Raw genomic sequence first — 19,956 nt, 5'->3', positions numbered from 1 at the left:
TTGGGAAACGATGATGGTGGAGGACGGTGCGTCGTTACTGCAACCTCTCCAACTCGGCCCCGGCCTTCGCCGGGGTGGCTGCCGGTTAGGGGCGGGTAGCTCCAAAGTACGCTTACCCGCAGCTACCCCGCCAACCGCGGCGCAATACCGCGAGGCGGTGGCACGCTCCGGTCGGGCCGCTGCGCCAGCAAGCGCTTCTCGGCCAGCAACTGCCTGACCTGCGCCGCACCGAGCGGTCGCCCGTACAGATATCCTTGCCCCTTCGCACAGCCCATGCCGCGCAGGCGCTCCTCAATCGCGGCGTCTTCGATCCCTTCCGCGGTCGTCGGCAAATTCAGACTGTCGCCCAGACGCACGATCGTGTTCACGATCGCCATGCTTTCCGTATTGTCCAGGATCGACGAGACGAAGCTCTTGTCGATCTTGATCCGGTCGAACGGCAGCGCCCGCAGATGCGCCAAACTCGAATAGCCGGTGCCGAAATCGTCGAGTGCAAGGCGGATGCCTTGGTTCTTCAGGCTCCCCACGATCGACTGCGCGAGGGGAAGGTTGTCGAACAAGGCGCTCTCGGTGATCTCGATCTCGAGCCGGCTGGCGGGAAAGCCCGTCTCGACCAGCGTCTTAATGATTTTCTGCGCGAGCCACGCATCGCGCAACTGCAGCGGCGAGACGTTGACCGACAAGGTGAGCCCGGCGTCCCAGTCGCGCGCGGCGGCGAATGCCTGGCGCATGATCGACAGCGACAGGTCACCGATGAGCCCGGTTTCCTCCGCGATGGGGATGAACACGTCGGGCGCGATCATGCCGCGCGTCGGATGTTCCCAGCGCGCCAGCACCTCGAAGCCGGTGATGAGGCCGGTGGTCAGGTCGACCTGCTGCTCGAAATACGGAACAACTTCCTGTGCCGGGATAGCGCTGCGGAGACCCGCTTCGAGTTCGCCACGGAGTTGCAGCGATTGCTCCATCGACGTGTCGAACCACGCGTGACGACTGCGCCCGGCGGTCTTAGCCGCGTGGAGCGCGATGTCGGCGTTGCGCAGCAAGGCGTCGACCGAGGCGCAGTCGCGATCGGACCGGGCGATACCGATCGAGACGCTGCTGTGGATGTCGGCGCCATTGGAGCGGAACGGCAATGCGAGGCCTGCGACCATGCGCTCGGCGATCCGGTCGGCGACGTTCTCGTGCGCGGAGTCGAAGACGAAGGTGCAGGCGAACTCATCTGCGCCCAGCCTAGCGAGCAGGCTGGTGCCGGGTGCGATCGCCGCGATCGTCTCCGCGACATGGCCGAGCAACAGGTCGCCGACCGCATAGCCGTGCAGGTCGTTGACGCTCTTGAAGTGATCGATGTCGATCGTCAGCATGGCCATAGCCTTGCCGCGGCGGCGGGTACTGGCGAACAGTGCCGCGCCGTCTTCAGACAAGCTGCGGCGATTGAGGAAGCCGGTGAGCGGATCGCGCTGCGCAAGCGCGTGAGCATGGCGGCCGGCGTCGGACAGGGTGTTCAGCTCTTCCGATAGTGCGCGGTATCGGAACCAGCCGAACAGGATCAGCGCCGCATTCAATAACAGCGCCGCGACCAGACCGTGATCGATCACCGCATCGCTGCCGTGCCAATGTGCCAGTGCCTTGACGACGGCGGTACCCGCGGTGCCGACGAACAGAAGCAGTGCGGCGCCTGTTACGGCGCCGGTCATGAATTCCCGACTGATGTTGCGGAGCGAAAATGTCGCCGCCGACTTTACGGTCATGGGGTTGGCCTGTTCGGTCTCTTGCTTGGGTGGCGGTGTGGCATGCGACACGTGTAGGATATGTTAAGAAGCCGTGTAGGCGGGACGGGGCGAGGCGCGGGCGCGATTGGCTGCGGGCGTTCGTCATGCCGGAGCAAGTCTGCGGTGACGGAGGAATCAGGGCAAGCCGGGACCAGTCTTGCGCTTCCACCCGGTTTCCAGTAGTGGGCCAGCCACGTTCCGTTACGGGGCGCATTGGACGAGCATCCAAGGATGCACGCTGGCCGGCGAGGTTTCGCCCGCCGGCGCTTTTGCGTTTGGTAGCGGTGTATGGGAGTATTTCGATGTTCGAAAGCCTGAGCGATCGACTTGGCGGCGTCTTCGACCGCCTTCGCGGCCGGGGTGCGCTGACCGAGGCGGACGTGCGCGCGGCGATGCGCGAGGTGCGCGTCGCGCTGCTCGAAGCCGACGTCGCGCTGCCCGTCGCCCGCGAGTTCGTCGAGAAGGCGACCGAGAAGGCGATCGGCCAGAACGTCCTGCGCTCGGTCACGCCGGGGCAGCAGGTCGTCAAGATCGTTAGCGATGCGCTGGTCGAGATGCTCGGTTCGGATGCCGTAGAACTCGAGCTGGGCGTCACGCCGCCAGCCGTTATCATGATGGTCGGCCTCCAGGGCTCGGGCAAGACGACGACGACCGCCAAGATCGCCAAGCGGCTGGCGGCAGGGCAGGCCAATTTCGGACAGGCCGGCCGCGAGCGCAAGAAGGTGCTGATGGCGTCGCTCGACGTCAATCGCCCGAACGCGCAGGAGCAGCTGGCGACGCTCGGCACGCAGATCGACGTGGCGACGCTGCCGATCGTGCAGGGCCAGCAGCCGGTCGACATCGCCCGTCGCGCGATGCAGGCGGCGAAGCTCCAGGGCTATGACGTCCTGATGCTCGACACCGCGGGTCGACTCCATGTCGACCAGGCGCTGATGGACGAGATGAAGGCGGTTGCCGACGTCGCGAACCCGGCCGAGATCCTGCTGGTCGTCGACTCGCTGACCGGCCAGGACGCGGTCAACGTCGCGCAGAACTTCAGCGACCAAGTGCCGCTGACGGGTATCGTGCTGACCCGCATGGACGGCGATGCCCGCGGTGGCGCGGCGCTGTCGATGCGTGCGGTCACCGGCAAGCCGATCAAGTTCGCAGGCACCGGCGAGAAGCTCGATGCGCTCGAGGCGTTCCATCCGGAGCGTGTCGCCGGCCGTATCCTCGGCATGGGCGACGTCGTCAGCCTGGTCGAGCGCGCCGCGGAGTCGATCCAGGCCGAAGACGCCGAGCGGATGGCCGCCAAGATGGCCAAGGGTCAGTTCGACATGAACGACCTGCGTGCCCAGCTGGCGCAGATGCAGCGGATGGGGGGGCTCGGCGCACTGGCGGGGATGATCCCCGGCATGAAGAAGGCGCAGGGCGCGGTCGCGTCCGCCGGTGGTGAAAAAATGCTGGTGCACATGGACGCGATGATCGGATCGATGACGATCAAGGAGCGCAACAAGCCCGAACTGATCAACGCCAAGCGCAAGATCCGCATCGCCAAGGGCTCCGGCACCACGGTGCAGGAGGTCAACAAGCTGCTCAAGATGCACCTCGAAATGTCGACCGCCATGAAGAAGATCAAGAAGATGGGCGGCATGAAGGGCATGATGGCGATGCTCGGCAAGGGCGGCCTGGGCGGCGGTCTCGGCGGCATCGGCAATGCGATCGGCGGGCCGCAGATGGGCGACATGCTCAACAAGGCTGGTGCCGGTGGCCTGCCGGGCGGCGGTGGCGGCGGTCTGCCGGGGCTTGGTGGCCCCAAGATGCCGCAGATGCCGGCCGGTTTCGACGATTTTCTGAAGAAGAAATAACCTCCTTATCCAACCACGACACCTCGGCTTTCGCTCGGGGATCTATCTAGAAAACGAAGGAAAATATCATGGCAATCAACATTCGCCTCGCGCGCGGTGGCTCCAAGAAGCGTCCTTACTACAAGATCGTCGTTGCCGATGCGCGTTCGCCGCGTGATGGCCGCTTCATCGAGAAGATCGGCAACTACAACCCGCTCCTCGCCAAGGACAACGAGCAGCGCGTGCAGCTCGACGCCGACCGCGCGAAGCATTGGCTGAGCGTCGGCGCGCAGCCGACCGACCGCGTCGCGCGCTTCCTCGACCAGGCTGGCGTGCTCGAGCGTTCGGCACGCAACAACCCGAACAAGGGCAAGCCCGGCGAGAAGGCCACCGAGCGCGCCGAAGAGCGTGCGACCAAGGCGGCCGAAGCTGCCGAGGCCGAGGCCGCTGCGAAGGCAGCACCTGCTGCCGAAGCAGAGGCTCCTGCCGCTGCCGAGACCGAAGAAGCCGCTTCGTAAGACAGCGGATGGATCGGTTCTGATTGGGCCGATCCGTCTTTCTTCCCGTCATCCCAACGAAAGCTGGGATCCGGAGCCACGGGCGAAAGCGTTCCGTTGCTCTGGATCCTGGGTCAAGCCCAAGATGACGGCACCGGAGTGGACCTGAGTGTCCCTCGCCACCTAAGGGTGAGCAACCGCACCCGATCCGGATTTCATGCGTTCTCTCGATCGGTAACCCCGAACAGGAGCGCATGATGGCCCCCGAAACCGACCCCCGCACAGCCCCCGCACCCGAGGACATCGAAGATGCCACCAACCAAGGCGTCTCCGCCGACGACCCCGCCGAAGGCTCCGACGACACCCCCGGCCGCGATGAAGGCTCCGCGCAAGGCTGACGTGACGCTCGCCGTCGTCATCGGTGCGCACGGCATCGGTGGCGAAGTGCGGCTGAAGGTCTTCGCCGAGAATTTCGGCAGCTATAAGAGCTTCAACAATGGCGCGCTGTCGCTGAAGTCCGCGCGCAACGGCAACAATGGTATGATCGCGCGCTTTGCCGAGGTCGCCGATCGCAATGCTGCCGAGGCGATGCGCGGAACCGAGCTGACGGTGCCGCGGTCGTCGCTGCCGCCGCTGGAAGACGGTGAATATTATCACACCGATGTGATCGGGCTCGATGTCGTCTCGACCGATGGCGAGGCGATCGGGCGCGTCGTTGCTATCGACAATTTCGGTGCGGGCGACGTGATCGAGATTGAACGGCCGCCCGTGGACGACAAGCCCGGTAAGCGCTTCATGATACCGATGCGCCCTGAAGCCGTTCCCGAATGGGATGCCGACCGGCTCATTGTCGAGGCTTCGTTCGCGGCTGAGTAAGCCTTGTTCTCACAAGTTAAGTAGCGTTTACCGTCGAAGCGGTCGCTGTTCGGCGAGCGTGTTGCGGATGGTCGTCGCGGCAACGCCAGCTTCGCCCATTGCGTGGCTGATCTGGTCGAGCCCCTTCACCACGTCTCCGGCTGCGAACAGGCCGGGTATCGATGTGCGCTGGTGCGAGTCTACTTCTAGGCACCCGTCCTCGGATGCGCGCGCGCCTGCTGCGACGGCCAGTTCCGAACGGATTACTGATCCGAGCGCTGGATAGATGCTGTCGAACGACAATCGTCCTTCGACCGTGTCGAGTGCGAGCTTGTCGGCCTCGATTGCGTAGTTGCCGCAGGGACCACCGACGCGGACGATCCCGGCATCGTCGAGTGCGGCTTCGCAGGCGGGATCGAGTTCATGGCCGCCCTCTGGGGCGATCAGCGTTACGTCCTTTGTGTAGCCGCGCAGGAACAGTGCCTCGCGCATGCCGTGGTCGTCGGTGCCAATGATGCCGACGCGCTTGTCGGTGACTTCGTAGCCGTCGCAAATGGGGCAGTAGCGGAGCAACCCGGCCTCCAGCGCTTCGTCGTGGATTGCGTCGGGCATGTTGGGGCGGTTGTTCACGACTCCGGTGGCGAGCAGTACGCTCCGGGCTCGCGCGCGGCGGCCGCCGAGCCGTACGGTGAAGCCGTCGTCGTCCACCTCGATCGCGTCGACCCGCACACCCTCGCGGACTGCGCCATAGGTTTCCGCCTGTGCCAGCATCCGGGCTAGCAGGTCCGTGCCGCGGATGCCTTCGGGATAGCCGGCATGGTTGTGCGTGCACGGGATCAACGCGGCGCGGCTGCTGCCGCAATCGAACAGGCGGATCGAAAGGTGGAAGCGCGCGAGATAGATCGCCGCGGTCAGGCCCGCCGGGCCGGCGCCGATGATGATGCAATCGTCCATCCGCCGCGAGCGTTTCGCCAGCGTAATTGTTCCGTCGCGCCGATCCGTATAGGTGCTGGGCGCATTCGGCGCCGCACGCTGGCGCAAACGCTTAGAGAATTGGACGCTGTGACTTTCGCTGCCACGATATTGACGCTGTATCCCGAAATGTTTCCGGGGCCGCTGGGGACGTCGCTTGCCGGGCGCGCATTGGGCGAGGGGCGGTGGTCTTGTTCGCCGGTGCAGATCCGGGACTTTGCGACGGACAAGCACAAGTCGGTGGACGATACGCCGGCGGGGGGCGGGGCCGGGATGGTGCTGCGCGCCGACGTCGTGGCCTCGGCGATCGACAGCGTTGCCGATGGGCGGCCGGTGCTCGCCATGACTCCTCGGGGGAAGCCGCTGACCCAGGAGCGGGTCCGCGAGCTTGCGCAGGGCCCCGGCGTCACCATTCTGTGCGGCCGGTTCGAGGGGTTCGACGAACGGCTGTTCGAGGCGCGGGAGATCGAGGAGGTCTCGATCGGCGACTACATCCTGTCGGGCGGCGAGATGGGCGCGCTGGTGCTGCTCGATGCTTGCATTCGGCTGCTGCCCGGCGTAATGGGCGCGGCTTCTAGTGGGGATGACGAGAGCTTCGAAACGGGGCTGCTCGAATATCCGCATTATACCCGACCTCAGGAATGGGAAGGGCGCACGATCCCGCAGGTGCTGCGATCGGGGGATCATGCGAAGATCGCTGCATGGCGCAAACGCCGGGCGGAGATCGATACACGGTCACGGCGACCGGACCTTTGGGAGCGCCATGAGGGCGTTCGGGTCCAGTCGCCCTCTGGCGCGCAGCGACACGAGGACGAGACATGAACCTGTTGCAGACGATCGAAGCCGAGAACATCGCGAAGTTCCTGGCCAACAAGACGATCCCCGATTTCCGCCCCGGCGACACGCTGAAGGTCGGCGTGAAGGTCGTCGAAGGCGAGCGCACGCGTATTCAGAACTACGAGGGCGTGTGCATCGCGCGCTCGAACAAGGGCATGGGCTCGAACTTCACCGTGCGTAAGATGAGCTTCGGCGAAGGCGTCGAGCGCGTCTTCCCGCTCTACTCGCCGAACGTCGATTCGATCGAAGTCGTCCGCAAGGGCGCCGTGCGTCGCGCCAAGCTGTATTACCTGCGTGGCCGTACCGGCAAGGCAGCACGTATCGCCGAGCGTCGCGACATGCGCCCTGCCAAGGGCACCGCAGCCGCCGAGTAATCGGAGCCTGCTGGAGTTGGAGAAGGGCGCGGGGGCGATGGTCCCCGCGCCCTTTTTCGTTGTGCGCCTGAAATCAGTGTCTTGCGCCGATGCTGCAGTGCGGAAGTGCACGAAGTTCACAGTCTCACAGCGTTCTGCACATCGCCCGATATGGGGGTCGATAGGGGTGTTCTGGGCCGAGGTGATGCATGCGGGATAGGGGCGGGGTTGGGCATCCGCTGAGGGTGCGCTCCGAGGCGCGTGTAGGACAGCGGATTGGCACGTCGGCCAGCGGCGGCCGTGGTGTCTGCGATCTCTCCGCCCTGGGCGTCGGAGGTGGTTGTCGGGTCGGACAGGCGCGCGCGTTCCTTCGCAGGCCGACTTCCGCGTCCTTGTTCTTGCGCGCCCGCTTCCTTGTTCTCCCGCGAAGGCGGGAGCCCAGTCTGGGTCCCCGCCTTCGCGGGGAAACACGTCTTGCTGGCGGATTGGGATAGCTGCTCGTTTGAGGCGTGAGGGGCTTTGCCACGCTGAGCGCGCTCGCGTGGGCATGCCTCACCCCGACCCTCCCCTGAAGGGGAGGGAGTTTTCGTCGTGCCACCATGCGATTTCGGCGCGTCACGCAACGCACTCCCCTCGCGGGCGGGGAACCCTATCCTCGGGACTTATGATCACATTGCGCCACGGAGCGTAGCTCAAGGAATGGATTCACGCGAAGGCGCTAAGGCGCGAAGAGAAGACCGGGCAAGTGCGCTAAATAAGCTGCTTCTCTCCGCGCCTTAGCGCCTTTGCGTGAACATGCCCTTCTCCGTCATCCTGACGAGCGTCAGGACCCAGGATCACGAACGCCGCGCTGCTTGGCTCTGGGTCCTGACTTTCGTCAGGATGACGGCGTGGGTGGGGAGGCCTTCCGTTTGTAATCACCAACGCTGCGCAGCTGATGGGCGTACATTATGAGCGCCCGCGCCTCAGGTACCTGCAGGCACCCGTGAGCCCGCCTCAAGCGCCCCTCAGGCGTCGCGCCACGTTCCCGGCGCCAGACCCGCCACGGTCCAGTCGCCGATGCTCCACCGGACCAGCCGCAGCGTGGGGTGGTCGATCGCGGCGGTCATGCGGCGGACTTGGCGGTTGCGGCCTTCGCGGATCGTTATCTTCAGCCAGCAATCGGGGATGCTCGCGCGGACCCGGATCGGCGGGACGCGCGGCCAGAGGTCGGGCGCGGCGATCCGCTCGACGTCGGCGCGGGCAAGGCCGTCCTTCAGCAGGACGCCGCCCCGCAACCGATCGAGCGCGTCCTCGCTGACATCGCCCTCGACCTGCACGAGATAGGTCTTGGCCAGCTTGAACTTCGGGTCCGCGATCCGCGCCTGGAGGCGACCGTCGTCGGTCAGCAGCAACAGCCCTTCGCTATCGCGGTCGAGCCGCCCCGCCGGATAGACGCCCGGCACATCGACGAACTGCGACAGCGTCGCGCGCGGGGTCGGACTGTTCACGTCGGTGAACTGGCTGAGCACGTCGTACGGTTTGTTGAACAGGATTACGCGGGGCATGGCGGGGGTTTAGAGGGATTGTCGATCGGGTTCGACCGTAATTCCTCCCCCGCTAGGAGAAGGGGGCTGGCACTTGCCAGACGGAGGGGGAGGTAAGGAGTAACCTCTGTTCCGTGCCCTCCCCCTCCGTCGCCTTCGGCGCCACCTCCCCCTGGCGGGGGAGGATCTAACAATGCCGACGACCTACGGTTCATAGCAAATCGCTCAGTCAATCTCCGCCAGACTGGAGCGTTCAAACCATCGTGATTTCTATCGTTGCGCGATTGCCAAGCGAGAAAACAATAAGGGAATACTATTTTTGTTTCTGTCTTGTTAGAGTAAGTTAGTCGAGGGGAGCATTTATATGTCAATATCGTGGGAGGGTTTCTACTCCGGATACATGAGCGGAAGCGAAGGTCAGGGGTTTGCTTTGTTCATATTCGCCGATGGGGCGATAGCTGGAGCTGATCCGCTAGGAGTAAAATTCGACGGCACCTATGAAACCCAGAATGATGGTTCTTTGGCTGGCACAGTGACTGTTTCGGTTCCCGCTGGCGGTACGGTTATTCAGGGTGCCTCGGCGGGACCTGCCGGTATAAAATACGAAGTCGTTCTTGAATTTTCACCGAATACTTTTGCTCTTGATTTCGTAAAATTGGAAACGCCGCTCGGGCCCGTAAACTTGCGTTTGGTAAAGCTCCGTGAACTGGGGGCGGTTGAATGAGCCTAGACACATGGACAAATCCTGCCGTTCTTGCGGCGTTTTTGAGCGCTGTGGCTGCGATCGCTGCCGCGGTTGCGACATGGCGAGCACCAGTATCCGCGGCGAGGATCGCAGAAATCCTCCGGAGGCAGGGGGACAACGAAATGGAGTCTCGGCGCTTCAAACTAAACGTATTCGCCTTGCTAATGCAGGGTAGAGCGGAGTTAGCGTCCGAGGATACAGTGCGGGCGCTAAATTCCATAGATGTAGCTTTTAACAAATCGGTGCCGGTACGCGAAGCTTGGGCGGAATTGTTTCAGGCTTTTGGTATTGTTCCAATGCAAAATCATTTAGTTGATAAGCGCGTACGAAAGCTGCTGAGGGAAATGGCGCAGGATTTGGGTATTGCAGATACCCTACGGTTAGATGACTTCGCTCGCACATACTTTCCGAATGCGTTGGCACAGGATCGTGAAATGCGCTCTCTGCAGCGCCAGGCGACATTGAAGCAACTAACTGGATCTGCTGCACCAGAGCAGAATATTGCCGATCCAGCCGCATCGTTATGGCCTCCAAAGCCGGTCGAAAATAAGCTGTGATAATATTCTAGTATGCAAAACGAGAAAGGCCGCAGTGTCTCCACTGCGGCCCGTTCGTTCGATTAGAAATTCCTCAACCGCTTACTGGTCGAGGAAGCTCCGCATCTTCCGTGACCGGCTCGGATGCTTCAGCTTCCGCAGCGCCTTAGCCTCGATCTGGCGGATGCGCTCGCGGGTCACCGAGAACTGCTGGCCGACTTCCTCGAGCGTGTGGTCGGTGTTCATGCCGATGCCGAAGCGCATGCGCAGCACGCGCTCTTCGCGCGGGGTGAGCGACGCCAGCACCCGCGTGACCGTCTCCTTGAGGTTCGCCTGGATCGCGGCATCCACCGGGATGATCGCGTTCTTGTCCTCGATGAAGTCGCCGAGATGCGAATCCTCCTCGTCGCCGATCGGCGTTTCGAGGCTGATCGGCTCCTTGGCGATCTTCATCACCTTGCGGACCTTTTCCAGCGGCATGGAAAGGCGCTCGGCCATCTCCTCCGGAGTCGGTTCGCGGCCCTGCTCGTGGAGGAACTGGCGGCTGGTGCGGACCAGCTTGTTGATCGTCTCGATCATGTGGACCGGGATGCGGATGGTCCGCGCCTGGTCGGCGATCGAGCGGGTGATCGCCTGGCGGATCCACCACGTCGCATAGGTGCTGAACTTGTAGCCGCGGCGATACTCGAACTTGTCGACCGCCTTCATCAGGCCGATATTGCCCTCCTGGATGAGATCCAGGAACTGCAGGCCGCGGTTCGTGTATTTCTTGGCGATCGAGATCACCAGCCGCAGGTTCGCCTCGACCATCTCCTTCTTGGCGATCCGCGCCTCGCGCTCGCCCTTCTGGACCATGTTGACGATCCGGCGGAACTCGGTGAGCGCCATGCCGGTCTGCTGCGTGATGTCGGCGATCTCGGCGCGGATGCGCTCGACCGCCTCGCCCTCGTTAGCGACGAACGCAGTCCACTTCTTGTCGACCTTGTTAACCGTCGCCAGCCAGTTCTCGTCGATCTCGTGACCGATATAGCGATCGAGGAAGTCCTTGCGCGGCACCTTGTGGCGCTCGGCGAGGCGCAGCATCTGGCCGCCCAGCGCGGTCAGGCGACGGTTATAGGCATAGAGCTGATCGACCAGATATTCGATCTTGGCGTTGTGGAACTGGACGCTCTCGACCTCTGCCGTGAGTTCCTCGCGCAGCTTCTGGTATTTCCGCTCGTCGGCGGCGGAGAAATCGCCGCCGATGCCCATCGCGTCGACGCGGGCTTGCTGGATCTTGCTGAACTTCTTGTAGAGCGCGGTGATGCTGGCGAACCGCTCGAGCGCGATCGGCTTGAGCTGTTCCTCCATCTGCGCGAGGCTGAGGGTGTTGTCCTCCTCCTCGTCGTCCGATGCGCGCGGGGCCCGGCGCTCGCCGTCCTCGTCCTCGTCGGCGGACGGCTCTTCGGGCTCGGCCTCTTCCTTGAACGAGGGGCCGGCGTTCTTCTCGCTGATCTCGCCGTCGTCGGCTTCGCCGTCCTCGGCCATCGCTTCCGGCGCGGGGTCCTTCGACAGCATCGCGTCGAGATCCATGATCTCGCGCAGCTGCATCGTGCCCTCGTTCAGCGCGGTCGACCAGTCGATGATCGCGTTGAAGGTGATCGGCGATTCGCACAGGCCGAGGATCATCGTGTCGCGACCCGCCTCGATCCGCTTGGCGATCGCGATCTCGCCCTCGCGGCTGAGCAGCTCGACCGCGCCCATCTCGCGCAGGTACATGCGGACCGGATCGTCGGTGCGATCGATGGTCTCTTTCTTCTTCTCGATCGCGGGGCCTGTGTCGGCATCCGCGTCGGCAGCCTCCGGCTCGTCCTCGTCGTCCTTGGCGGGCTCGGTCTCGCCGTCCTCGCCGGCTTCGTCGTTCTCGACGATGTTGATGCCCATCTCGCTCAGCGCAGCGCTGATGTCCTCGATCTGGTCGGACGACATCTCGCCCTGCGGCAGCGCTTCGTTGAGCTGCTCATAGGTGATGTAGCCGCGCTTCTTGGCGCGCGCGATGACCTTCTTGATTGACGCATCGTTCATGTCGATCAGCGGCGCATCGCCGGTTTCGTTCGTCTCGGCGGGTTCCGCCATGTTCGCCTTAGCCATCAATCGCCCTCGGTACCCAACGCTCGGGCGTCTTCGTTCGACTGTACAAGATTTGCAAGTCGGACTTCCAACGCCTGTTTCTCTCTTACCATAGCCACTTGTCGTTCGAACGCATCTTCGGTGAAGTGCGTCTGCATCGCCGCGGTCGCCTGCTTGAGTGCCGCGTCTACCTCAGGGCGGGCGACCATGATCGCGATCGCCTCGTCGAGGTCGGCACGGACGCGGGCTGGATCGGCCGTGGTCTGCGTGAACGAGTAGGGCATCGTATCGGCTCTCAACAGGTCACTCGCGACTGAATTGAAACCGGACCTCGCCAATATGGTGAGCAAGCGCCCGCTATCAAGCTTCTGGTCCTCAAGTGCAACATCTACGACGGCTTCGAACAAACGACCGAGCGCGCCGTCGATCATTTGGAGGGAGCCGAGCACCTCCATGTGGCGCGCGATCTCGACCGGGTGGCGGATCAGGCCGGCGAGCACCGCCTTGGCCAAGACGCGGTCGATGCCGGTGGCGAGGAAGGCCTTTGCGTCTTCGGTGACGGGCGCGGTGGGGGGCTTCCAGCCGCCTTTCGGGCGCTCGCCGCGAGGGACGAAGGGGGCGCGGACGGGTTTGAAATGCTCGTAGAAGCGGTTCTTGAACTCGGAATGGTATTGCTGCTTCACCGAGGGGGCGGCGATGCCTTCCGCGAGTTCGTGGAGACGTCGCTTGAGGCCGGCGCGCTGTTCGGGGGTGTCGAGCGCCTCGGCGGCGACTTCGGAGGCCCAGAGCCGGTCGACGAGCTGTTCGGGGGATTTGAGGAGTGTTTCGAACGCGGCGGGGCCGCCCGAGCGGACGAGATCGTCGGGGTCCTGGCCTTGCGGGAGCGTGACGAAGGCGAGGCTGCGGCCGGGCGCCAGTAGCGGGAGCGCGCGGTGGGCGGCCCGGAGCGATGCCTTCTGGCCGGCGCCGTCGCCGTCGAAGCAGAGCAGGGGCACGTCGACCATTCGCCACAGTCGTTCGAGCTGCGCTTCGGTCAATGCCGTGCCGAGCGGGGCGACCGCTTCGCCGAAGCCGGCCTGCGCGAGCGCGATGACGTCCATATAGCCCTCGACCACGAGCACGCGGCCCGACTTGCGCGAAGCGGGGGCGGCCTTGTCGAGATTGTAGAGCGTGCGGCCCTTGTCGAAGAGCGGGGTGTCGGGGGAGTTGAGGTATTTCGGCTCGCCACCGTCGAGCACGCGCCCGCCGAACGCGATCGTTCGCCCGCGGGGGTCGCGGATCGGGATCATCAGGCGCCCGCGGAACCGGTCGTACGGGTCCTTGCCCTCCACCGAGATCAGCATGCCGGATTCGACCAGCATCGGGTCGCCATAGTCCTTCAGCGCGGTCTTGAGCTTGCCGCGGCTGTCAGGGGCGAACCCCATGCCGAACGCGCGCGCCGTTTCGGGCCTGATCCCGCGGCGGTCGAGGAGCGCGCGGGCTTCGGTGCCGGGGAGGCCGCCCAGTTGCTCGACGAACCAGTCGGCGGCGTCCGACATGACCTCGTGCAGGCCCTTGGCGCGCTCGGCCTTGGCGGCGGACTGGCGGTCCATCGCGGGCATGTCCATCCCGGCGGCCTGCGCGAGCTCCTTGACCGCGTCCATGAAGGGGAGGCCGCGCTGGTCGGTCATCCACTTGATCGCGTCGCCGTGCGCGGAGCAGCCGAAGCAGTGGTAGAAGCCCTTGTCGTCGTTGACGTAGAAGCTGGGCGTCTTCTCGTTGTGGAACGGGCAGCAGCCCTTGTGCTCGCGCCCGGCCTTGGTGAGCTTGGTGGTCTTGCCGACCAGCGCCGAGAGCGAGGTGCGGGCGCGGAGTTCGTCGAGGAATTGTGGGGTTAGCGCCATGGGGTTGCTTTGGTGGGGGTGTTTGCGGCCACGCCCTCCCCCGACCCCTCCCGCAGGCGGGAGGGGAGTAGAAGAGGAGTTGCGTTTGCGGCGAGCGGAACCGAGTCCCCCTTCCGCTTGCGGGAGGGGTTAGGGGAGGGGCGTTCCGCGAGCACACGCCCGATCTCGGCCACCACGCCTTCCATTCGCTCCAGCACGTCGTTGTTCCAGAACCGGATCACTTGGTAGCCTTGGTGTTCGATAAAACGTGTCCGGCGCGCATCTTCGTCGGATTGCCAGTCATGCTGGCCGCCGTCGACCTCGACCACGAGCTTCGTAGCACGGGACACGAAGTCGCAGATGAACGGACCTATCGGGACCTGACGATTGAACCGCACGCCGGACGTTCGGCGCGCGGCGAGATGTTGCCATAGCGCGCTTTCGGCACGCGTCGGGTTGGTGCGGAGTGCTCGGATTTGGGTGCGTTGTTCCAATGCTCCGTCTCCTTTGTGGCACTGCCCTCCCCCGACCCCTCCCGCAGGCGGGAGGGGAGCAGAATTTACGACAGCGCAGCCTTTACCAGGCCGCTTGCCTTGCTCATGTCCAGCTCGCTTGCGTGGCGCGCCTTCAGTTCCGCCATCACTCGGCCCATGTCCTTCATGCCGGTCGCGCCGAGTTCCGCCTTGATCGCCTCGATCGCCGCCGATGTTTCCGCCTCGCTCATCTGCTGCGGCAGGAAGCGTTCGATCACCGCGACCTCGGCCGTCTCCGCATCGGCGAGCTCCTGACGGCCGCCCTTCGAGAACATCTCGATCGACTCGCGGCGCTGCTTGACCATCTTCTGGAGCACTTCGACCACCAGCGCGTCGTCGCTCTCTGGGGCCTTCCCGTCTCTGGACTGAGGGGCACGCGCCTCGATGTCGCGGTTCTTGATCGCGGCCTGGATCAACGAGATAGCGTTGCGGCTCTGCTTGTCGCCGGCCTTCATGGCGGTCAGCTGCGCAGCCTTGATGTCGTCGCGAATCATGTACTGGTCTTTCAGGCGGTTCGGGATAGCCCGACGGGATAGCGCGTCCGCCGTCGGTTTAACAGATTGACGCTGCGGCACGCCGGCCTTAGCGGACACCACTTAGCGACATCGTCAACGTAAAGAGAGTGCCCAGCCTGATGGCCGACGCCCAGCCTATAGCCATGCCTGCCGGTGCAACAGGCGTCCTGGTCCTCGCCAATGGCGACGTGATCTGGGGTCGCGGGTTCGGCGCAGAGGGCAGTGCGGTCGGCGAAGTGTGCTTCCACACCGCGATGACCGGCTATCAGGAGGTGCTGACCGACCCGTCGTTCGCCGGACAGATGATCTGCTTCACCTTCCCGCACATCGGCAATGTCGGCGCGAACCCCGACGACGTCGAGGCGGACGACCCGCACGCGCTCGGCATCATCGTCCGCGAGGACGTGACGCAGCCGTCGAGTTTTCGCGCGGTCGAGGGGCTGGATGGCTGGATGAAGCGGCACGCGCGGATCGGCCTTTCGGGGGTCGACACGCGCGCGCTGACGCGGCGGATCCGGGTGGCGGGGGCGCCTAATGGGGTCATTGCGCATTCGGCTAGTGGGGAGTTCGACGTGGCCGCGTTGCTGGCGATGGCGCGGGCGTGGCCGGGGCTGGAGGGCATGGACCTCGCCAAGGACGTGTCGACCGAGATGCATTATGGCTGGGGTGAGGATGCTCCGGGCGGTGTCTGGAAGCTGGGGTTTGGCTACGGGGACAGCGCGCAAGCAGGAGAGGGCGCTTCTGCTCCCTTCCCGCTTGCGGGAGGGGTCGGGGGAGGGGCTGGCCAATCAGCGCCGACCCCGCCTGAGGCCATGCCCTCCCCCGACCCCTCCCGCGATGCGGGAGGGGAGCAGAAGGCCCGCCCCCACGTCGTCGCGATCGATTATGGCTCGAAGCGCAACATCTTCCGCAACCTCGTCGAGGCAGGCGCGAAGGTCTCCGTCGTGAGCGCCACCGCCAGCTTCGACGACGTGATGGCGCTCGCTCCCGACGGCATCTTCCTGTCGAACGGCCCCGGCGACCCCGCCGCGACCGCCGAATACGCCGTCCCGGTGATCCGCCAGCTGCTGGAGACGGGCAAGCCGCTGTTCGGCATCTGCCTCGGCCACCAGCTGCTCGGCCTCGCGGTCGGCGCGACCACGACGAAGATGTTCCAGGGACACCGCGGCGCCAACCACCCGGTCAAGCGCCTGTCCGACGGCGCGGTCGAGATCACCAGCATGAACCACGGCTTCGCGGTCGAGCGTGACAGCCTGCCGGCGAACGTCCGCGAGACGCACGTGTCACTGTTCGACGGTAGCAATGCAGGGCTGGAACTGACCGACCGGAACGCATTCAGCGTGCAATATCATCCGGAAGCGAGCCCAGGACCGCAGGACAGCCTATATCTGTTCAAGCGCTTTGTCGGGTCGTTAACTTAAGCGGTCCGAGCACAGAAATTCTACCGAAAGATTCCAAATGGCCACGATCCGAGAGTTCACTTACGAACCTGTCGTTCGCGAGGCGAAGCATAGTGACGTTCGAGCTGTTGTTAGAGCTGGCGATACGGACGGAGAGAAGTTCGTCCAGATCGACACGTATGGATCTGCCGATCGCGAGATTGGCGATAAGCAATCCCAGTCCATTCGCTTAACCAAAGAAGCGTTTGATTTTATTAAATTAGTCGCGGAGCGTCACTTCTAATGCCAAAACGCACCGACATCTCCTCGATCCTCGTCATCGGCGCAGGACCCATCGTCATCGGCCAGGCGTGCGAGTTCGATTATTCGGGCACGCAGGCGATCAAGGCGTTGAAGGAGGAGGGCTATCGTATCGTCCTCGTCAATTCGAACCCCGCCACGATCATGACCGATCCCGAGCTGGCCGACGCGACCTATGTCGAGCCGATCACGCCCGCGATCGTCGCAAAGATCATCGAGAAGGAGCGCCCGGACGCGATCCTGCCGACGATGGGCGGGCAGACCGCGCTGAATACCGCGCTGGCGCTGTTCCATGACGGTACGCTCGAGAAGTTCGGCGTGACGATGATCGGGGCGGATGCCGATGCGATCGACATGGCGGAGGACCGTCTGAAGTTCCGCGATGCGATGGACCGGATCGGGCTGGAAAGCGCCCGCTCGGCGATCGCCCATACTGTCGAGGAAGCCTTGGAAGGCCTTGAGAAGACGGGGCTTCCGTCGATCATCCGGCCGAGCTTCACGATGGGCGGCTCGGGCGGCGGCATCGCGTACAACCGCGAGGAGTTCATCGCGATCGTCCGCAACGGGCTCGACCTGTCGCCGACCACCGAGGTGCTGATCGAGGAATCGCTGCTGGGTTGGAAAGAATACGAGATGGAGGTGGTGCGCGATCGCAACGACAACGCGATCATCATCTGCTCGATCGAGAATGTCGATCCGATGGGCGTCCACACCGGCGACTCGATCACGGTCGCGCCGGCGCTGACGCTGACCGACAAGGAATACCAGATCATGCGCAACGCATCGATCGCGGTGTTGCGCGAAATCGGTGTCGAAACAGGCGGTTCGAACGTGCAGTTTGCGGTGAATCCGAAGGACGGCCGGCTGGTCGTCATCGAGATGAACCCGCGCGTTTCGCGCTCGTCCGCGCTGGCGTCGAAGGCGACCGGCTTCCCGATCGCGAAGGTCGCAGCCAAGCTGGCGGTCGGCTACACGCTCGACGAGATCGAGAACGATATTACGGGGGCCACGCCCGCCGCGTTCGAGCCGACGATCGATTACGTCGTCACGAAGATTCCGCGGTTCGCGTTCGAGAAGTTCAAGGGCGCGTCGAATACGCTCGGCACCGCGATGAAGTCGGTCGGCGAGGTGATGGCGATCGGTCGCAACATCCACGAATCGATGCAGAAGGCGCTGCGCGGGCTCGAGACGGGCTTGTCGGGTTTCAACCAGGTCGATCATCTGGTCGGTGCGCCGCGCGCGGAAATCGAGGCGGCGCTGGCCGTTGCGACGCCGGACCGGTTGCTGGTCGCGGCGCAGGCGTTGCGCGAGGGCTTCACGGTTGCCGAGGTCCACGCGATTGCGAAGTATGATCCGTGGTTCCTGGAGCGGATCGCCGAGATCATCGCGGCCGAGGCCGAGGTGATGAAGGACGGCCTGCCGATCGACGCGCCCGGCATGCGCCGCCTGAAGAGCATGGGGTTCAGCGACAAGCGGCTCGCGTGGCTGGCGCTGCAGTCGGTGAATCTGCGGGGGATGAGTCGCGGCGTTGCGCGGGGTTCTGGTCTGATTCACGAGGTCGTCAAGGCGATGACCGGCGGCGTGACCGAGGAGGAGGTGCGCCAGCATCGCCTGAAGCTCGGCGTGCGGCCGGTGTTCAAGCGGATCGATACGTGCGCGGCCGAATTCGATGCGAAGACGCCGTATATGTACTCGACCTACGAGGCGCCGAGCTTCGGCGAGCCGGAGAACGAGTCCGAGCCGACCGACCGGAAGAAGATCGTGATCCTGGGCGGCGGGCCGAACCGGATCGGGCAGGGTATCGAGTTCGATTATTGCTGCTGCCATGCGTGCTTCGCGCTGGCGGACGCGGGCTATGAGACGATCATGGTCAACTGCAACCCGGAGACGGTGTCGACCGATTACGATACGTCGGACCGGCTGTATTTCGAGCCGCTGACCGCCGAGGACGTGCTGGAGATCCTGCATGTCGAGCAGCAGAACGGCACTTTGGTGGGCGTGATCGTGCAGTTCGGCGGGCAGACGCCGCTGAACCTCGCGCGCGCGCTCGAGGCTGCGGGCATTCCGATCCTGGGGACGACACCGGACGCGATCGATCTGGCGGAGGACCGCGAGCGGTTCGCGGCGCTGATCACCAAGCTCGGGCTGTTGCAGCCGGCGAATGGTCTTGCGCGGAGCCGGGACGAGGCGGTCGCGGCGGCGGAGCGGATCGGCTATCCGGTGCTGATGCGGCCTTCGTATGTGCTCGGCGGACGGGCGATGGAGATCGTCGACACGATCGGGCAGCTCGAGCATTACATCGCCACCGCGGTGCAGGTGTCGGGCGACTCGCCGGTGCTGATCGACCAGTATCTGCGCGATGCGATCGAGGTCGATGTCGACGCGATCTGCGACGGGACCGATGTGGTGGTCGCGGGCGTGTTGCAGCATATCGAGGAGGCGGGCGTCCATTCGGGTGACTCTGCGTGCTCGATCCCGCCTTATTCGCTGTCGGCGGAGATCATCGCCGAGATCGAGCGGCAGACGGTGGCGCTTGCGCATGCCTTGTCGGTCGTTGGGCTGATGAACATCCAGTTCGCGGTGAAGGATGGCTTGGTCTACCTCATCGAGGTCAACCCGCGCGCATCACGCACCGTGCCGTTCGTCGCCAAGGCGATCGGTGCGCCTATCGCCAAGATCGCCGCGCGCGTGATGGCGGGCGAGAAGCTGGTCAATTTGCCGAAGATCGACCGGCATATCGACTATTATGCGGTGAAGGAGGCGGTGTTCCCCTTCAACAAGTTCCCCGGCGTCGATCCGGTCCTGTCACCGGAAATGAAGTCGACCGGCGAAGTCATGGGAATCGATCCGGATTTCACGATCGCGTTTGCGAAAGCGCAGCTTGGCGCGGGGACGATCCTGCCGACCAAGGGCAATGTCTTCGTCAGCGTGAAGGACGGCGACAAGGCGATGATCGTCGAGGCGGTGAAGGCGCTGGTCGACACCGGCTTCTCGATCGTCGCGACCGGTGGCACTGCGGATCATCTGGAACGCGCGGGGCTGCCGGTCGAGAAGGTCAACAAGGTGGCGCAAGGGCGGCCGCATATCGTCGACCGGATCAAGGACGGCGATATCGCGCTGATCTTCAATACCACCGAGGGGTGGCAGAGCCTGAAGGACTCGCAGCCGATCCGCGCATCGGCGCTAGGACAACGCATTCCGTACTTCACGACCGCGCCCGCTTCGCTCGAGGCGGCGAAGGCTATCGCCAAGCTTTCGACGCACAGCCTTGAAGTACGGCCGCTGCAATCCTATTATTCGCAGTCGCACGACTGATCCCGA

18 protein-coding genes are annotated in these 19,956 nt (G+C 64.3%); 11 read left to right on the top strand and 7 right to left on the bottom strand.

The window, feature by feature from the left end; all coding sequences use genetic code 11:
* Window positions 1-122: 122 nt before the first annotated feature.
* Complete coding sequence (locus tag C8J39_RS02660; RefSeq protein WP_120299687.1) at window positions 123-1,748, bottom strand: bifunctional diguanylate cyclase/phosphodiesterase; 1,626 nt, start codon at window positions 1,746-1,748, stop codon at window positions 123-125.
* A gap of 323 nt (window positions 1,749-2,071) precedes the next feature.
* Between C8J39_RS02660 and ffh the strand changes: the two genes are divergently transcribed.
* From ffh to rimM, 4 genes are all read left to right on the top strand, one after another.
* Complete coding sequence (gene ffh, locus C8J39_RS02655) at window positions 2,072-3,616, top strand: signal recognition particle protein (protein ID WP_120299185.1); 1,545 nt, start codon at window positions 2,072-2,074, stop codon at window positions 3,614-3,616.
* Between the two features lie 68 nt (window positions 3,617-3,684).
* Entirely contained in the window at window positions 3,685-4,113 is a 429-nt protein-coding gene (gene rpsP, locus C8J39_RS02650) for a 30S ribosomal protein S16 (protein ID WP_056062272.1), read from the top strand.
* 233 nt (window positions 4,114-4,346) lie between these two features.
* Window positions 4,347-4,490 (top strand): hypothetical protein, encoded by a 144-nt coding sequence (locus tag C8J39_RS18610; protein WP_156362298.1) that lies wholly within the window; start codon window positions 4,347-4,349, stop codon window positions 4,488-4,490.
* Window positions 4,468-4,968, top strand: coding sequence for a ribosome maturation factor RimM (gene rimM / locus C8J39_RS02645; protein WP_056051068.1), 501 nt, complete (start codon window positions 4,468-4,470; stop codon window positions 4,966-4,968). Before C8J39_RS18610 ends, rimM begins: the two co-directional genes overlap by 23 nt.
* Window positions 4,969-4,995: 27 nt before the next feature.
* Here rimM and C8J39_RS02640 read toward each other — a convergent pair whose 3' ends face one another.
* Complete coding sequence (locus C8J39_RS02640) at window positions 4,996-5,901, bottom strand: NAD(P)/FAD-dependent oxidoreductase (protein ID WP_120299184.1); 906 nt, start codon at window positions 5,899-5,901, stop codon at window positions 4,996-4,998.
* Window positions 5,902-6,009: 108 nt separating this feature from the next.
* Between C8J39_RS02640 and trmD the strand changes: the two genes are divergently transcribed.
* Both trmD and rplS read left to right on the top strand, forming a co-directional pair.
* Window positions 6,010-6,741, top strand: a complete 732-nt coding sequence (trmD, locus tag C8J39_RS02635) for a tRNA (guanosine(37)-N1)-methyltransferase TrmD (RefSeq protein ID WP_120299686.1) — start codon at window positions 6,010-6,012, stop codon at window positions 6,739-6,741.
* A complete protein-coding gene (gene rplS, locus C8J39_RS02630; RefSeq protein ID WP_031395442.1) occupies window positions 6,738-7,130 on the top strand; it encodes a 50S ribosomal protein L19 in 393 nt (130 codons plus the stop codon). The genes trmD and rplS overlap by 4 nt, the downstream gene beginning before the upstream one ends.
* Before the next feature lie 986 nt (window positions 7,131-8,116).
* Here rplS and C8J39_RS02625 read toward each other — a convergent pair.
* Window positions 8,117-8,656: a pseudouridine synthase gene (locus C8J39_RS02625; RefSeq protein WP_120299183.1), complete on the bottom strand. Its 540-nt coding sequence runs from the start codon at window positions 8,654-8,656 to the stop codon at window positions 8,117-8,119.
* Window positions 8,657-9,035: 379 nt separating this feature from the next.
* Between C8J39_RS02625 and C8J39_RS18435 the strand changes: the two genes are divergently transcribed.
* Window positions 9,036-9,359 (top strand): hypothetical protein, encoded by a 324-nt coding sequence (locus tag C8J39_RS18435; protein WP_132833289.1) that lies wholly within the window; start codon window positions 9,036-9,038, stop codon window positions 9,357-9,359.
* Entirely contained in the window at window positions 9,356-9,937 is a 582-nt protein-coding gene (locus C8J39_RS18430; RefSeq protein ID WP_132833288.1) for a DUF6680 family protein, read from the top strand. The genes C8J39_RS18435 and C8J39_RS18430 overlap by 4 nt, the downstream gene beginning before the upstream one ends.
* 81 nt (window positions 9,938-10,018) lie before the next feature.
* Here C8J39_RS18430 and rpoD read toward each other — a convergent pair whose 3' ends face one another.
* From rpoD to C8J39_RS02605, 4 genes are all read right to left on the bottom strand, one after another.
* Window positions 10,019-12,046, bottom strand: a complete 2,028-nt coding sequence (gene rpoD, locus C8J39_RS02620; protein ID WP_120299182.1) for an RNA polymerase sigma factor RpoD — start codon at window positions 12,044-12,046, stop codon at window positions 10,019-10,021.
* Window positions 12,046-13,908 carry a DNA primase gene (gene dnaG, locus C8J39_RS02615; RefSeq protein WP_120299181.1) on the bottom strand — a complete coding sequence of 621 codons (1,863 nt, stop codon included), beginning with the start codon at window positions 13,906-13,908 and terminating at the stop codon, window positions 12,046-12,048. The genes rpoD and dnaG overlap by 1 nt, the downstream gene beginning before the upstream one ends.
* The gene (locus C8J39_RS02610; protein WP_120299180.1) at window positions 13,899-14,381 is read right to left on the bottom strand and encodes an endonuclease domain-containing protein; all 483 of its coding nucleotides are present in this window, start codon (window positions 14,379-14,381) and stop codon (window positions 13,899-13,901) included. Before C8J39_RS02610 ends, dnaG begins: the two co-directional genes overlap by 10 nt.
* A 65-nt stretch (window positions 14,382-14,446) precedes the next feature.
* Window positions 14,447-14,914, bottom strand: a complete 468-nt coding sequence (locus C8J39_RS02605) for a GatB/YqeY domain-containing protein (protein ID WP_120299179.1) — start codon at window positions 14,912-14,914, stop codon at window positions 14,447-14,449.
* Between the two features lie 140 nt (window positions 14,915-15,054).
* On the opposite strand from C8J39_RS02605, the gene carA reads away from it, so the two are divergent.
* The 3 genes from carA to carB are packed head-to-tail and all read left to right on the top strand — an operon-like array spanning window position 15,055 to window position 19,950.
* Window positions 15,055-16,356 (top strand): glutamine-hydrolyzing carbamoyl-phosphate synthase small subunit, encoded by a 1,302-nt coding sequence (gene carA / locus C8J39_RS02600; RefSeq protein ID WP_120299178.1) that lies wholly within the window; start codon window positions 15,055-15,057, stop codon window positions 16,354-16,356.
* 37 nt (window positions 16,357-16,393) lie between these two features.
* Window positions 16,394-16,618 carry a methionyl-tRNA formyltransferase gene (locus tag C8J39_RS02595; protein WP_120299177.1) on the top strand — a complete coding sequence of 75 codons (225 nt, stop codon included), beginning with the start codon at window positions 16,394-16,396 and terminating at the stop codon, window positions 16,616-16,618.
* A complete protein-coding gene (gene carB / locus C8J39_RS02590; RefSeq protein ID WP_120299176.1) occupies window positions 16,618-19,950 on the top strand; it encodes a carbamoyl-phosphate synthase large subunit in 3,333 nt (1,110 codons plus the stop codon). The genes C8J39_RS02595 and carB overlap by 1 nt, the downstream gene beginning before the upstream one ends.
* Window positions 19,951-19,956: the final 6 nt, after the last annotated feature.

The organism is Sphingomonas sp. PP-CC-1A-547 (genome assembly GCF_003610375.1).
In the GTDB taxonomy this organism is placed as follows: domain Bacteria; phylum Pseudomonadota; class Alphaproteobacteria; order Sphingomonadales; family Sphingomonadaceae; genus Sphingomonas.
Note: the sequence above shows the minus strand (reverse complement) of the source record. Positions and strands in the feature narration are given on the sequence as shown.

What these genes read in the sequence shown, in the direction of transcription:
- C8J39_RS02595 (WP_120299177.1), top strand. Translation starts at nt 16,394, where the DNA reads ATGGCCACGATCCGAGAGTTCACTTACGAACCTGTCGTTCGCGAGGCG.
- rpoD (WP_120299182.1), bottom strand. Translation starts at nt 12,046, where the DNA reads ATGGCTAAGGCGAACATGGCGGAACCCGCCGAGACGAACGAAACCGGC.
- rimM (WP_056051068.1), top strand. Translation starts at nt 4,468, where the DNA reads ATGAAGGCTCCGCGCAAGGCTGACGTGACGCTCGCCGTCGTCATCGGT.
- ffh (WP_120299185.1), top strand. Translation starts at nt 2,072, where the DNA reads ATGTTCGAAAGCCTGAGCGATCGACTTGGCGGCGTCTTCGACCGCCTT.
- C8J39_RS18610 (WP_156362298.1), top strand. Translation starts at nt 4,347, where the DNA reads ATGATGGCCCCCGAAACCGACCCCCGCACAGCCCCCGCACCCGAGGAC.
- C8J39_RS02640 (WP_120299184.1), bottom strand. Translation starts at nt 5,901, where the DNA reads ATGGACGATTGCATCATCATCGGCGCCGGCCCGGCGGGCCTGACCGCG.
- dnaG (WP_120299181.1), bottom strand. Translation starts at nt 13,908, where the DNA reads ATGGCGCTAACCCCACAATTCCTCGACGAACTCCGCGCCCGCACCTCG.
- C8J39_RS18430 (WP_132833288.1), top strand. Translation starts at nt 9,356, where the DNA reads ATGAGCCTAGACACATGGACAAATCCTGCCGTTCTTGCGGCGTTTTTG.
- carB (WP_120299176.1), top strand. Translation starts at nt 16,618, where the DNA reads ATGCCAAAACGCACCGACATCTCCTCGATCCTCGTCATCGGCGCAGGA.
- rplS (WP_031395442.1), top strand. Translation starts at nt 6,738, where the DNA reads ATGAACCTGTTGCAGACGATCGAAGCCGAGAACATCGCGAAGTTCCTG.
- C8J39_RS02625 (WP_120299183.1), bottom strand. Translation starts at nt 8,656, where the DNA reads ATGCCCCGCGTAATCCTGTTCAACAAACCGTACGACGTGCTCAGCCAG.
- rpsP (WP_056062272.1), top strand. Translation starts at nt 3,685, where the DNA reads ATGGCAATCAACATTCGCCTCGCGCGCGGTGGCTCCAAGAAGCGTCCT.
- C8J39_RS02605 (WP_120299179.1), bottom strand. Translation starts at nt 14,914, where the DNA reads ATGATTCGCGACGACATCAAGGCTGCGCAGCTGACCGCCATGAAGGCC.
- C8J39_RS02660 (WP_120299687.1), bottom strand. Translation starts at nt 1,748, where the DNA reads ATGACCGTAAAGTCGGCGGCGACATTTTCGCTCCGCAACATCAGTCGG.
- C8J39_RS18435 (WP_132833289.1), top strand. Translation starts at nt 9,036, where the DNA reads ATGAGCGGAAGCGAAGGTCAGGGGTTTGCTTTGTTCATATTCGCCGAT.
- carA (WP_120299178.1), top strand. Translation starts at nt 15,055, where the DNA reads ATGGCCGACGCCCAGCCTATAGCCATGCCTGCCGGTGCAACAGGCGTC.